The 14,449-nt window shown below is 35.2% G+C and carries 10 protein-coding genes and 1 pseudogene; 4 read left to right on the top strand and 7 right to left on the bottom strand.

Going from position 1 to position 14,449, the window contains the following annotated elements; translation table 11 throughout:
- The first annotated feature begins 57 nt into the window (after positions 1 to 57).
- The 3 genes from J7E63_RS14455 to J7E63_RS14445 all read left to right on the top strand — a co-directional run bounded on the left by J7E63_RS14455 (position 58) and on the right by J7E63_RS14445 (position 4,624).
- The gene (locus J7E63_RS14455; RefSeq protein ID WP_215013399.1) at positions 58 to 816 is read left to right on the top strand and encodes a hypothetical protein; all 759 of its coding nucleotides are present in this window, start codon (positions 58 to 60) and stop codon (positions 814 to 816) included.
- A 194-nt stretch (positions 817 to 1,010) separates the two neighbouring features.
- A complete protein-coding gene (locus J7E63_RS14450; RefSeq protein ID WP_215013550.1) occupies positions 1,011 to 2,738 on the top strand; it encodes an ABC transporter ATP-binding protein in 1,728 nt (575 codons plus the stop codon).
- Positions 2,735 to 4,624: an ABC transporter ATP-binding protein gene (locus tag J7E63_RS14445; protein WP_215013398.1), complete on the top strand. Its 1,890-nt coding sequence runs from the start codon at positions 2,735 to 2,737 to the stop codon at positions 4,622 to 4,624. Before J7E63_RS14450 ends, J7E63_RS14445 begins: the two co-directional genes overlap by 4 nt.
- Before the next feature lie 198 nt (positions 4,625 to 4,822).
- Here the strand turns inward: J7E63_RS14445 and xerS are convergent, their stop codons facing one another.
- The 5 genes and pseudogenes from xerS to J7E63_RS14420 all read right to left on the bottom strand — a co-directional run.
- Positions 4,823 to 5,911 (bottom strand): tyrosine recombinase XerS, encoded by a 1,089-nt coding sequence (gene xerS / locus J7E63_RS14440; protein WP_215013396.1) that lies wholly within the window; start codon positions 5,909 to 5,911, stop codon positions 4,823 to 4,825.
- A gap of 931 nt (positions 5,912 to 6,842) precedes the next feature.
- Positions 6,843 to 8,363, bottom strand: a complete 1,521-nt coding sequence (locus J7E63_RS14435) for a hypothetical protein (RefSeq protein WP_215013388.1) — start codon at positions 8,361 to 8,363, stop codon at positions 6,843 to 6,845.
- Between the two features lie 18 nt (positions 8,364 to 8,381).
- Positions 8,382 to 9,362 (bottom strand): ATP-binding protein, encoded by a 981-nt coding sequence (locus J7E63_RS14430; protein WP_251033538.1) that lies wholly within the window; start codon positions 9,360 to 9,362, stop codon positions 8,382 to 8,384.
- A 19-nt stretch (positions 9,363 to 9,381) separates the two neighbouring features.
- On the bottom strand, positions 9,382 to 11,001 hold the full coding sequence (locus tag J7E63_RS14425) for a hypothetical protein (protein WP_215013386.1): 1,620 nt from the start codon (positions 10,999 to 11,001) through the stop codon (positions 9,382 to 9,384).
- Positions 11,002 to 11,108: 107 nt separating this feature from the next.
- Positions 11,109 to 11,411, bottom strand: a pseudogene (locus J7E63_RS14420) (ATP-binding protein); the annotation flags it as partial.
- Between the two features lie 35 nt (positions 11,412 to 11,446).
- Here J7E63_RS14420 and J7E63_RS14415 point away from each other — a divergent pair.
- Positions 11,447 to 12,811 carry an OmpL47-type beta-barrel domain-containing protein gene (locus J7E63_RS14415; RefSeq protein ID WP_215013384.1) on the top strand — a complete coding sequence of 455 codons (1,365 nt, stop codon included), beginning with the start codon at positions 11,447 to 11,449 and terminating at the stop codon, positions 12,809 to 12,811.
- Between the two features lie 168 nt (positions 12,812 to 12,979).
- Here J7E63_RS14415 and J7E63_RS14410 read toward each other — a convergent pair whose 3' ends face one another.
- Positions 12,980 to 13,741 carry an ATP-dependent DNA ligase gene (locus J7E63_RS14410; RefSeq protein WP_251033537.1) on the bottom strand — a complete coding sequence of 254 codons (762 nt, stop codon included), beginning with the start codon at positions 13,739 to 13,741 and terminating at the stop codon, positions 12,980 to 12,982.
- A 298-nt stretch (positions 13,742 to 14,039) separates the two neighbouring features.
- On the bottom strand, positions 14,040 to 14,435 hold the full coding sequence (locus J7E63_RS14405; RefSeq protein ID WP_215013382.1) for a cupin domain-containing protein: 396 nt from the start codon (positions 14,433 to 14,435) through the stop codon (positions 14,040 to 14,042).
- Positions 14,436 to 14,449: the final 14 nt, after the last annotated feature.

The raw sequence follows: 14,449 nt of genomic DNA, 5'->3' as shown, positions 1-14,449 counted from the left end.
CATCTTTTTTCCAAAACTGGACATACTAACTAATAACAGAGTTGGGAGGGTTCATGGATGAAAAAAGAGATGCTTCTGGTGATTGCTTCGTTTTTTCTCATGTCACTTACTGCGATTACTGGGGTTTATGCAATTGAAGAAACTACAAAAACGGTCACCATAACAAAAGAGCAAGAAGATATTACAGGAGACGAAAAGGAGGAAGAAATCCTTTTAAAGGGTGCTCCTTATCAGAAAGAAGATACATTTTTAGAGAAAATCTATATTGAAATTGCCGCCTCCAATGGAAAGACCTTTTCATTCCCTTTGGAAAGTGGTGCTAAGGCGTCACTCCTGCTAGTGGACTTAAACCATGATGGGGTGAAAGATTTATTTGCAAGTGTGTTAACCGGAGAAAATGAGCGGATTGTCCATAACTACTCTTACTCAATGAAGGATTTTGTCCATACGAATTTGGCCCTGCCTGAGCCGCTTGAAATGGATAGCCATTTTTTAAATGGGTATAAAGCTGAAATCAAACTTGCTAAAACAGGAAAATTCTATCGGTTTGATTTAAAGGACCGTCAAAAGTATTATAAAAAGCTCGGTCTTTATTATAAAGGAAAATTAAATGAGCCTACAGAACTATCCGTAAACCCTTTTAGCAGTCTCCAACCGATCCATTTAGAGGGCAATAAAGTGGGATTACTGGGGGAGCAGAGGGTTACTGGAATCGCAAATGCGGACCTTATTGCATTGGTTAAATCTACTTGGTTGTTAGAAAAAGGGCATTGGAAGCTTATCGGCACGGTTGTTAATAAAGAAATCAATAAATGATCGCTAAACACAGGATTCCCTGTGTTTTTTTTTGCAAAAATTTGACGGAATTTCCAGTCGGGAATATACTTATGTTTGCTTAACAAGCCAAATGATCTTTTTTATAAACTTAATACATATATTTGTTCATATTTAGTTCATAAAAATAGGATAAAGTTACTCGTATCAATTATTGAAAACGGAGTTGAGAGATGTTGATCAAATTAACCAGATTTCTAAAACCATTTCAATTACCCATCTATTTGGTTTTAGGCCTAGTGCTTTTACAGTCATTGTCAGAACTTTATTTGCCAACGTTAATGGCTGACATTGTTGACAAGGGTGTCGTGACTGGTGATACCAACTACATATGGAAAATCGGTGGTTTCATGCTGCTCGTCGCGGCAGGAGGGATGATTTGTTCCATTGCTGCGAGTTTCTACTCAGCAAAAGCTGCATCAGGGTTTGGAAAGCTATTGCGGAGCAAAATTTTCTCCCACGTAGGAAACTTTTCACTGCACGAGTTTGATAAACTTGGAACTGCTTCATTGATTACAAGAACTACCAACGATATTACTCAAATCCAGCAAGTATTAGTAATGATGTTACGAATGATGGCGATGGCACCGATGATGTGTATTGGCGGTATCATTATGGCCTATTCAAAGGATGCCAAGCTAACGTTAGTTCTTGCTGTCGCTTTGCCAATTCTCGTACTGGCGATCGTCATAATCGCAAGAAAAGGAATTCCACTATTTAAAGCAATGCAGGTAAAATTGGATAATCTCAATCGTGTTTTACGAGAAAACTTAACTGGTATTCGTGTTATTCGCTCATTTAATCGAGTGGAGCATGAGAAGAAACGTTTTGATGAAGCCAACTGGGATTTAACCCAAACAGCTATTAAGGTAAATAAAATCATGGCTGCAATGATGCCAATTATGATGATTGTACTTAACCTCTCAACTGTAGCGATTGTCTGGTTTGGCGGACTACGGATTAGCAATGGGCATATGCAGGTCGGTGATATGATGGCATTTATCCAATATGCCATGCAAATTATGTTCTCATTCATCATGTTGTCCATGATGTTTGTGATGATACCAAGGGCATCAGTATCTGCTGTTCGAGTTAATGAAGTGCTTGTGACGGTAGCCGATATTAAGGATCCATCCTCGTCGTTATCAGGAGAAGGCACAAAAGGTCACGTGGAATTCCAAGAGGTAACATTCAGCTATCCTGGAGCGGAAATGCCAGCTATTTCAAATATTTCTTTCTCGATGAAACCTGGTGAGGTAACAGCTATTATTGGTGGAACAGGCTCCGGAAAGTCGACACTTATTAACTTGATTCCGCGCTTTTATGATGTCGATAGTGGTAAAGTTCTTGTTGATGGAATCGATGTAAGGGAAATGGCACAAGAACAGCTTAGGGAAAAGATTGGGTTTGTCCCACAGCAATCAGTACTATTTACCGGGACAATCACAGAGAACATTCGTTATGGGAAAGAAAATGCAACGGCAGAAGAGGTCGATCATGCTGCCGAAATTGCCCAGGCGAAAGAATTCATTTCAAACATGCCAGAAGGTTTTGATGCGGTAATTGCCCAAGGGGGAACAAATGTTTCCGGAGGACAGAAACAGCGGTTATCCATCGCACGAGCCCTCGTTCGAAAGCCGGAAATTTATATATTTGATGACAGCTTTTCCGCATTGGACTTTAAAACAGATGCCAAGCTTCGTGCTGCATTAAAAGGTGAAACTGGCAATTCAACGGTATTAATCGTGGCACAACGAGTAAGCACCATTATCGACGCTGATCAGATTATTGTGCTAGATAATGGTGAGGTTACTGGTATCGGGAAACATAAAGAATTGATGGAATCGAGTGCGGTTTATCGCGAGATTGTGATGTCACAGCTGTCAGAGGAGGAAATCGCATGAGTAAGGAACCCAAAAATCAAGAATCTGGGGCGCGCAAACTTGGCCCTGGTGGTGGATTTGGTCCGATGGGAATGGGCATGCCTGTCCAAAAAGCAAAGAATTTTAAAGGAACGCTAAACAGATTAATCAGCTATTTGAAGCCTTATAAATTACAGCTTCTTTCCGTATTAATTACTGCTATTATCAGTACGATTTTTGCAATTGTCAGCCCTAAAATAATGGGGAAGGCAACCACAAAATTATTTGAAGGTTTGATGATGAAGCTCAGAGGAGTTCCTGGGGCTAAAATAGATTTTGAGTATATCGGTCAAATTATTATTTTACTAATAGGTCTTTATATATTGAGTGCGATTTTTGCCTATTTACAACAATATATCATGGCTGGTGTCGCACAAAAGACAGTTTATAATCTCCGTAAAGAAGTGGAAGAAAAGCTTAACAGGCTGCCGTTAAAATACTTTGATTCACGTACCCATGGGGAAATTCTAAGCCGTGCGGTCAATGATGTCGATAATATCAGCACAACCTTACAGCAAAGTTTAACCCAGTTGATTACCTCAGTGGTTACAATTATTGGAGTAATCATCATGATGCTATCAATCAGTCCATTGATGACATTGATCGTGATTGTGACACTGCCGTTAAGCGGTGTAGCGATTGCAAAAATCGCCAAAAAATCACAACTGTATTTTAAAGGCCAGCAAAAATCACTAGGCGAGCTAAATGGTCATGTAGAAGAAATGTATACAGGACATAAGGTAGTAAAAGTATTTGGCCATGAACAGAAATCGATTGACAAATTTGAAGGAATTAATGAAACCCTCTATCAATCAGCCTGGAAAGCACAGTTTGTTTCTGGAATGATTATGCCGCTTATGTCATTTATCAATAATATTGGCTATGTCCTTGTATCCGTCGTTGGTGGAATCTTAGTCACTAAAAAAGCGATTGAAATTGGTGATATTCAGGCCTTTATCCAATATGCGCGGCAATTTTCTCAACCAATTGCACAAACAGCGTCGATTGCCAACGTGATTCAATCAACTATCGCAAGTGCCGAACGTGCGTTTGAAATATTAGATGAAACTGAAGAGGTCCCAGAAGCGGTTGCTGCAAAAGTGATTTCTACTCCGAAGGGTGAAGTAACATTTGAACATGTTACTTTTGGCTACGAGGAAAATGAAATCTTAATCGAAGATATGCAAATTGATGTGAAATCTGGCCAGACGGTTGCAATTGTCGGACCAACAGGGGCAGGGAAGACCACACTTATTAATTTGTTAATGCGGTTCTACGAGATTCATTCCGGTCGAATTTTGATTGATGGTATTGACACGAGAGATTTAAAAAGGGAGCATCTAAGGAGTTTATTCGGTATGGTGTTACAGGATACCTGGCTGTTTAACAGTACGATTTTTGATAATATTGCGTACGGAAGGGAAGGGGCAACAAAAGAGGAAGTGGTGGCAGCGGCCCAAGCAGCCAATGCGGACCATTTTATTCGAACTCTTCCAGACGGTTACGATACGATTTTGAACGAGGAAGCATCCAATATTTCTCAGGGCCAAAAGCAACTGTTAACTATTGCCAGAGCGATACTCGCGAATCCAGCGATTCTAATACTTGATGAAGCAACAAGTAGTGTAGATACCCGCACAGAGGTACAAATTCAAAAGGCGATGAACCATTTAATGAAAGGGCGCACAAGCTTTGTTATAGCACACAGATTGTCGACGATTCGTGATGCCGATTTAATCCTTGTGATGAATAATGGAAGTGTGATTGAAAAAGGAAATCACATCGAATTACTTGAAAAAGGCGGCTTTTATGCAGATCTGTATAATAGTCAGTTTACTGGAAGCAATTCGATGAAAAATGTAGGATAAAAAAATGCGTTTGGAGAGCATATGAGCTTTCTAAACGCATTTTTAATTTTGCAAAGTGAAAAATATTAAAAAATTTTATTCCGTCTCATTTTCTTAAGTATACTTTGCAATTGAGATTATTTCATTTTTTTGTTACATAATAATATTATGTAAACTGATAAAATAAAAAAATAACTGCCTTTTTACAGACAGTCATTATTAATCCAGTTGTTCTTTTGGCATATCCATTTTATCAACAGCAATTTTTAAATCATCATTTTTAATATGAGTGTAAATCATTGTGGTTTGGATCGATGAATGACCTAATTGACGTCTTAATTTAGGAACATCATTGATTTCAGCATGGTATCTGGTCGCAAAGGAATGCCTTAGTTTATGTACGGATAATGATGGTTTACCGAATGCTGTGGCATATTTTTCAATTAATTTTTCAACAGATCTTCCCGTTAATCTTCGTGATTTTCCTTTTGGTCCAATGAGTGCAGAAATAAACAACGCCTTATTGGTCTTATCAACCTGGTACTTAGCAGATCTAATCGACAGATATTCTTCCAGATCAGCCATTGCAACCTGACTAAAGAAGACAAATTGTTCTTTATTACCTTTTCGAATGACCCTTACACAATACTTACTAAAATCGATATCATCTAATTCAATCCCTACTAATTCCGAAAGACGAAGTCCAGAACCAAGGATTAATGACACAATCGCCGTATCACGTTCTTTATTTAATTGATAAAAGTTAAAGATTTTTTTGTTATTTTTGTTGATTTCGCCATAATCATTAGCAACAAAGAGGCGAAACTTCTCATATTCATCGCCAAGAAGGATTTTGCCTTCCATTTTATTTGCTTTTGTTTCCATGCTGTCTTTTACTTCATTAAATTCAATTTTTGCCATGACATTTCGATTAATGTATGGCTTTAAATCCGGTGTTTCAGCAATGTTTTGCATGTAATTAAATAGTGATTTTAATGCAGATAATTTCCGGTTTACGGTGAGTTCTTTATTATTTAATTGATAATGGAGATAGTTTAAAAAACTTTCAACCTCTAAAACTGTCATTTGCTCCAGACGTTCCAAAGGAATATCTTTGACGTTGCCAGACACTAATTGCTCGCTGATCATCCAGTTGAAGAAGATTTTATAATCATGACAGTAATTATATAAGGAAGCCGTCGAAAGTTTTCTGAGTTTGTGGTTTATGTATTCATCAACATACCACGGTAATTCGTTAAGTATGGTTTGCAATTTTTTATAATTTGTTAGTTTATCCTGATTTACCATAAAATCACCCCACTTCTATATTTTACATAATTGAGTTTATTACGTCAAATTTATATTTTACGTAATTATGTAAAATGAAGTTCATGACCTCCCTTTTTCTTTGCAACAAAAAGTTTTGTCCAGCGACACAAATCTACCTTCAATTGCGACATAAATATGCCTACATGTGACACAAATATGCCTACATATTCTACAGCGAACCAATTTTTATAGATGAATGATGACACAAATTACCCCACAAAATATACAGTGCGTCACAAATCTGCCTTCATAAGCTACTGTGCGACACAAATGTACCTACATCGTAAACGACCCAAATGTACCTACATAAATCAAAGTATGAAATAGATGTAATGTTTTGTAAAATGACCACCCCCTTTCTTAAACCTTAATCTTTTCACTTATTATGTATTCATAGAATTTTCGCTGGATAAAATAATCTGCCAAATAAGAAATCAGTTTGTTTTTGCCCTTTTTTTGTTCCCCCTAAGTTAGGACAAAAAATAAAAAGCCTACCATCTCATACTCAAAAGAGACGACAGGCTTACCCACGTGGTACTACTCTAAATAAACATAATCGATCGACAGCTGCTATATCTATGGATTAATTACCTTGTTATCTTTTTTGCTTTTCGCCTTTAAATGACATATCAGATAGCTCCATTTCAATGGGAAAGTTGTTAGCTTCTTTATTATTATTAATTGGTAAAAATAAAGGGGTGTAATTTATATTTTGTTTCAAATACCGATTATCATATTTAACATTTGCATGATTATCTATATTTAAAGATAATCTTACTTTCTCATTTAGATAACATAGTGGGTTTTTGTTTAATCCACTTAAAACCTTCTCTTTTTGTAATTACTGTTTTGTCAATTGGATAACTAACAAATGATATTATTATAATAAGGAGATTCCTTAATAACCTCCCTAATCATATTGATTATTTGATTCATCTAAAAGATCAATTAATTCTGATTTTCTACTTCTATGTCTTTTAAAAGGCACGAGTTTTGGCGTAGTTTTTGAATTATAGAAAGGACATATACTATTATCAATAGAAAGATTGGAAAATAAATTATTCCAAATATAGAAATTTGCAAAATCTCTTTTTTTATTTGGAAACGATATTAATACAACTGGATTATTAGCAAAGTCAGAAGGTAATATATTATATAAATACCGTTCATTTACTAACTCCTTGGAGTGTTCTATCCACCTACAAAAATGGTTAAGAATAAGATGTGCCATTACTCTGTTTATTACTCTTGAGGTGATTGTATATTTTTGAACTAAAGATAAGCCAGGAAACCTAAATAATTTATTAGAGAGATCAGTTAAGTATTCGTAATCTTGTATCGAAGCAACAACTGCATCTCTGTGTAACCAATAGCTAATTGCTTCTATATCATTGTCAACCCTCCAATATTCATCTAACCCTTCAACATGCTGCCTCCATTGAACATAGGCTATTGCAAACGGACATAAATGATCAGTTGGTTGCTTCCTTACTAAATATTTAATGCAATTTTTATGGCCTTTGAGAAGCTTTTTTCGAATGTGTCTTGCTATTGCTTTATAAACTGAAATCGAAGAGGCATGTATTTTTCTATAGACTGCTGCTGTTTGGTAGGTATTATTTACACTTGGATCCCCATTCGCTGTTAATACGGTTTGTATGTTTGTGTGCTTTTCTGAAAACTGATAATCATTTATTACTGTTATAAATTTATCTATCAGGTTACAATCATAAACACTTTTAAAGATGCTATCGCTAAATTCAATGTTCTTTAACTTTTCACGCTCAGTATTTGACAAGTTTAGCCACATTTGAAGATTACTAGAACTAATTTTAATAGGGTAATTTTCAACATTATTAAATAGCCTATATCTGAGGTTTTCTTCTGATGAAAATAAATAGCCGCATTTGCACTGAAAAGGTTTTAAAAAATATTTATCATTCAGCTCATATGGAATTATCACTTTACAATTAGGGCATTTATTTTCCAGTTCCTCATAATGAAAAGGACATTTGTTTAATAAGTTAAATTGATGAAAAATACTATGGTAATGTTGATTAATACATATGGGACAAAAATTTAATTCCTTCTTCAAAAAGAACCCCTCGTTTTTTTTAAAACCGCATACTAATTTTTGTAATTGTGTTTTGGTGACCTCTTTAATTGGTATTCCAAGAATATGCTTGGTTAAAGAGTCATCAAACGCACTTAATGTATATAAGTCCCTGTTTTTCCTACTCCAAATATTACTCTTTTTTTGTTTTATAGCAGTTGTTCCCAATATTCTAAAAACATCCGAATCAGTAAAAGAATTAAAAAATTTAAACTTTTCGAGTATGCTCCAGGCGGATTCGTAATTAGAAATCCACCTAGAATTCCATATATATTCTTTTTTTAGAACGGAAGTTTCTATGTTTAACAATTTTGTCAAAAACTCATCCACTCCCTTTTAAACAACTGGATTGAAAAGTTGTTCAACATAACCTGAATATAAAATGCTTTCTTCCAATTGGTCTTTAGTTAATTGATCAATATCCTCACCATCTGCTCCATAATGTATGAGTAAATACTCTATGGTCGATGTCAAGTATTGCATTGGAATTTCAATAGGTCCGTATATTTTTTCTCTTTGCCTTATATTATTGAAAGCTTCGAATAAATCTTCGGCATACTGATACAATCTAAAACCGTTTTCGTATAATTTTGGAAAAAAATATTGAGTATAAGTACAGCCGCTGTCATTAGGGTATTCAGACTCCTCGTCATACCCTGTTATACAAGTTTTTAGATCATCAATATTTTTTATACCACTAAATTTGTGTTCATGTACCATAAAACGACCGATTATTTGAGATTTGCTTGCATTTTTAAGTGCCCCTTTTTTTCCTTCTAATTCCTCTTCTTGGCCTACCAAAATCACACTCATGTCAATATTAACTCGATCAAGCTCATTATAAACATCCATTAACCATCCGAAATGACTATCATGTAAATGCTGGGCTTCATCTATAATCATTACGATTCTTTTTTCTTCAGAAGACTGTCCTTTATAATACAGATGATTGAAAAGTCGATCTCTTTTGGCACTTGCTGTACCACGAGATGGCTCACTATGATTAACATTTCTAAGCAAATCTTCAAAAAAGACGTTTTCATTTGCAGTTTTATACTGGCGACAAATAATTAGAAAAATTTGCAGTTTTGAGCCCAATTCGATTGGGAGTTGCTGCATCATGAGTTTTATTGCTCTTGTTTTGCCAATCCGAGGTCTTCCGTAAATTAAACCACCAGGTGTTCGTTTGCTCAACCACCAAATAACTTTTTCGTACATCCGATTAATTTCATTGGTAGCTAACATATATTTTCCAGTATAAATTGGATGTGATCTTGGCTCAACAATGGGTCTATCCGTTATTATGTTTGTACCCAATCCTTTCACACTCCTAAATTTAATAATTATATGTTTTAAAAAATTTACGGGTAGTAGGTTCTCTTTTTGTATTCTGTGCTTGTCGTTGAGGTAAATGATTTAATGTTGTTTCTGGAGGTTTAGGAGGTGTTTGCTCAACTTTTCCTAGGTATTCTTTTCTTAAGTCTCTTTTTTGAGCAGCGAGTTCATTCCTCGCCTTCCTGCTATTTTTTGCATTTTTTTCTAAATACGTAAGGAAGATTTCAATGGGGTCATCTTGGTCAGTAAAATGAATCAATTTTTTCTTTTTGAGTTTGAAGATTTCCTTTCGAGTTTTAAGGGAATGCTTTCTAATTCCCCATCTTCCTTGAGCTTGTAGAAATCCTAATTCTGATCCGTCTGGAAGGTATGCCCGTATTACTCGTAGGTCATCAATATTTACCAATAAATTAAGTTCTGTTCCAATCAACCATGCACTTTGAGAAAGTACTTCATTTTTATAAACGGCATTCTCGAAGTTAATATAAGGTCTTCTTCCAGTTTTTATACTTCCCACAACCGTTCTCTTTGCTTGAATTTGATAAAAAGTTGCTTCGTTTCTTTTACTTTCTTCTAAAAATCGAATAGGTCCTCCTTTTAGAATGTATTGGTCCATCGCATCAAGCGGCGATATAAAATTAAGGGATGTATTAGGTTCACCGTTATACTCAGCAATTAGTACCTCTACTAATTCTTCTAATTCCATTTCCGTACACTCAAATGCTATTGCAGCTTCTTTTGCATTTTGCCGTTTAGGATCATTCGGATTGCTGCCAGTTGTGTTAGGTAATCTATGGAAACCGTTTACTTCTAAAATACCAAAAAATCGTTCTATAAATGGTCTTCGAACGGGAGTGGCAACAGGTCCTGCATTAACTGAACAATTCACTACGTTTATAAGTCTATCTTTAACTATTTCAGCTAAGTTTGCCTTGGCGTTATCATACAAAAGTTCATCCCATACCGCCCATTTACATTGTTCAAACTTTGAGGAATGGAACCCTCCAGTTGGTGATATTTTTAGGCCAGGTATCATAAAATGAAAATCCTCTTTTGGAACAACAGCGTTTTTTATACAACGTAAAACATCCTCAGAAGAGTATTCCTTCCGTATACAAATGTGGTACCCTAAAATTAACTTTGTTGCTTCGTCTATAATGGACAATAACCAAATGCGGTCAGTTATCTGTACGTCCTCTGTTCCATCGGGATTTTTTATTTTAATGGCCATCATCAAATCAATTTTATGGCCATCAAATTCAACCCTTTGAAAAGGCCTAGTTACTGGATCATTTTTTTCTCCTATCCCAGTTGAATTTGCCAGGTTTAATGCAGAATCACCATAACGTTTTGCACCCTGACTAAAATGCTGTTTTTCAAGATTTTTAACATACCTCTCTAAAGCCCTTTTTCCTCGATCATTTGTGATAAGCGGATATTGGTCATTTTTTATTCCTTCTTTGCGGCAAAAATCAACAAACTTTTTATGAAGATTCTTCTTACTAATGTTATTATCCCCTAGATTTTTCCCCCTCCCTAAATATGTGTTATCAATGAAGGTTTTTATATTGGAATATTTGTTTAAAAATAATGTAAATGCACCAGTCATTGTTTTTGTCAATCAAAAAGTTGACCACCTCGCTAATGAAAAAATTGACCACCCACAGTCATAAAGTACCCCCAACTTTAGTGGTAAAGTTTTTGGTTAGCGAAGTTGGGGGGATGATACTATTGTATTTGGGATTTTAATGATTCTTTAAATCTGTAGCTATCACCATTCATGACTAGAATGTGAGAACGGTGAGTTAAGCGATCGACTAGTGCAGCAGTCATTTGTTCGTCACCAAAAACTTGGGTCCAATTAGAGAATTCAAGATTACTAGTTATAATCATGCTTCCTTTTTCGTAACGAGAAGCACAAAACTGAAACAACAGTTGAGCACCAGCTTTACTAAAGGGGATATATCCGACATCGTCTAGAATAATTAAATCGGCCTTTAGCCAGCGCTTTTCTAGAGCTAATAGTTTCTTTTCAGATTGTGCCTCAAGAAGTTCATTACATAGCTGTGCTGCTGACCAAAATTGAACACTATTTAATAAAAATTACCGAAGATAAAAATCCTAAACATCATAATCAACAATTGCCTTATTTAGATGACCTTGAATCAAAGAATTTTAAGCCTGCTCCAGAATTCAAAGAGGATTTTGGTGAGAATTCTAAAATTTTTGTATTTAAAAACACCCCTTTCATGGTTTTTGATTGGTTGTTTGATTTTTATAACTATCCATTGCCTAAGAATGAAATAAGAGGTATTAGAACTTCTTTCAACAATTTTATTCGCCACAATGAAATAAAAAATTTCAATGATTTTATTAACTGTAAGAAAATTCGGGATTCTTTTTATGACAGTGTATACTCTAAAAATATTAAAAAATACACATTTATTAATAATAATAATATTAGTCTTTGCATGATGCATGCCCCTGTGCGAGTTTTGTCATGTCAAGAGAAAAGTGCTACCCTATTAACTGGTGACCTAAACTTAGAAAAAAATGATATATTTATCAATTTTAATGAAAAATATAGTTATATAAAATTTAAATTAAAAGTCTTTTTTATTCCACATCATGGTTCTAGATTAAACTGGAATGATAAACTGGTGTATTACTGTAAAAACACCTTATCTATTGCTACAGTAGCATCTAGCTCTAAGTATGGACATCCTGATTTTGAAGTGATTTCAAAAATCTTTTTATCCAAAAATGACGTTGTATGTATTACTGAAGAATTTGATAGTTATAAATACATTGTAGATCAGAAGGCACCTGTTTCAGCATTAAGCACGAAACCAGGATCAACTAAAGGGAAAAATGATTGGGGTTGGTATAAATCTGATGTACAAGTTAGATTAATATCAACAGATTCAAGTGGATCTGGTGTGGCTAACACAGAATACCGTATAAATAGTGGGACATGGAATCCTTACAAAGGGGCCTTTACTCTAACTACGGATGGAACGTACACAATCGATTATCGAAGCACAGACAATGCTGGAAATACCGAACTTTATAAAAGAAAAACGATTAAGTTGGATAAAACCGCACCCACCTTAAATATTATTCTAGACAAAACATCATTGCCAGCCAATCAAAAGATGGTTCCAATTGCTGTTAAAATTAATCGTCTCGATGCCACATCAGGTATTGATTCCGTAGTGTTAAAATCCATTACAAGCAACGAATTACTTCAACCTAATAATATTATTCAAAAAGCAAATTATAATAAACCTATTACTGGTTTAGCTGATTCCTTTGAACTGCTTGCTGATCGATTAGCTAATGGAAATGAACGAGTATATACGATTACTTATACAGCTACGGATAAGGCGGGAAATGTGGCAACTGAGAGTGTTACCGTAACAGTATCATGACCAATCTAATAAATAAATTATATAGTGAATAAGACAGATGAATTGTGGAAGCAATAGTAATGAAAAAGGTACAATAATACAACAAAAGAAAAGGAACCATACTGGGTCCTTTTCTTTTGTTGTTTATGTCTTTAAACAAATTAAAAAAGAGTAAATAAAAGACTCTAACTAGGAAATATATTCAACGAACGATGGGATACGTAATAAACCCTGTTTCGTATAATTTCTAAATTTTACTTTACACTGTATTTCTGGCTTGATGAAAACAAACTTCTTATCTTCTCCGATTATTAAATCTTGGTATCTAGCATAGAACTTCATCTTTTCTTTTTGGGTAATGAATTCCATTATACCTGAAGGTTTTAGATTATCCCCTTCATAAGTGCTTAATAGAAGGCCAAAATCATCTTTCCTTAACCCTGTTATATAGACATCTGCATATTTATAATTAATCACTTTTAACCAGTCGTGCGTTCGCTTGTTAACTTGGTACGTAGAATTGGCCTTTTTAAGCACTATACCCTCTAAATCATGCTGCTGAACAAGATTAAAGTACTCTTCCCCATGTCCAACCATCCACTGCACCATGACGATTTCATTTGATTGAGGTAAGAAAGATTCCAAAAGATTTTTTCTTTCTACTAAAGGCAGGTTGGTAACTTTGTCTCCTGCATAATAAATAACATCAAAAACACAATATTGAAACCTAAGATTAGACTTATTAGACTGAAACCTCTCCATTGCTGCCTCAAAATCAGGCTTTCCATCTTGGTCTGGTACGATAAGCTCCCCATCCAAAACTGTCCCATCAGGAATGTCAGCGTCTAGTAACTCAGGAAACCTTCCTGTGACCTCATTATAATGTCTCGTATATAATCGTACCTTTCCATTAAACTTGGAAAGTATTAAACGAATCCCATCTAATTTCAATTCTGGGCTCCATAAAAATGTAAGGAAAATTTATAGAATAAATAAGAAGATAATGCACTAAAAGTAACGAGTCAGCACTTGGGGAGTAAGAAAGATCTCTTATTTAGGGTCCTGAAAGTGTTTGCTCTGAGTTCGTCCCGATATTGCAACCTAAGTGAAACAACTGATATTAGTAATGGGGGTTTTATCAACAAAGGGTCTTCATCTGTTGACCCTTTGTTGTGAGGATTAAAATTGTTTACTTAAGCTCAGGCATATTAGAAATAACTCATCGAATCATATGACTTGATGCATTCTTTTATAATTTATTATACCATTCATCATCAACAGATTCTAACCACTCAGTTTCACCTGGTGTCATTGCTAAGTGTACAAACCAACTGTCTTTTGTGGCACCATGCCAATGTTTTACATTCGGCGAAATGTTGACCACATCCCCTGTTTTGAGTAAACGAGCTGGTTTTCCCTCTTCCTGATACCAACCTTCACCACCAGTAACTAACAAAACTTGCCCAACTTTGTGTGAGTGCCAGCTATTGCGAGCTCCTGGAGCGAAGGTTACATTACCGATCGCTGTATTTAGCGGGGTTGGATCGGTAAAAACCATTTGTAAGTAAGCATCGCCTATAAAGTTTGCTTCAACTTTTTGTCCTAAAGGAAAGATTGTGCTATTTTTTAATTGTTCATTTTTCATTTTTTAATTCCTGC

It is taken from the genome of Bacillus sp. ISL-75, from assembly GCF_018613095.1.
This window is presented reverse-complemented; position numbering and strand designations above follow the sequence as displayed.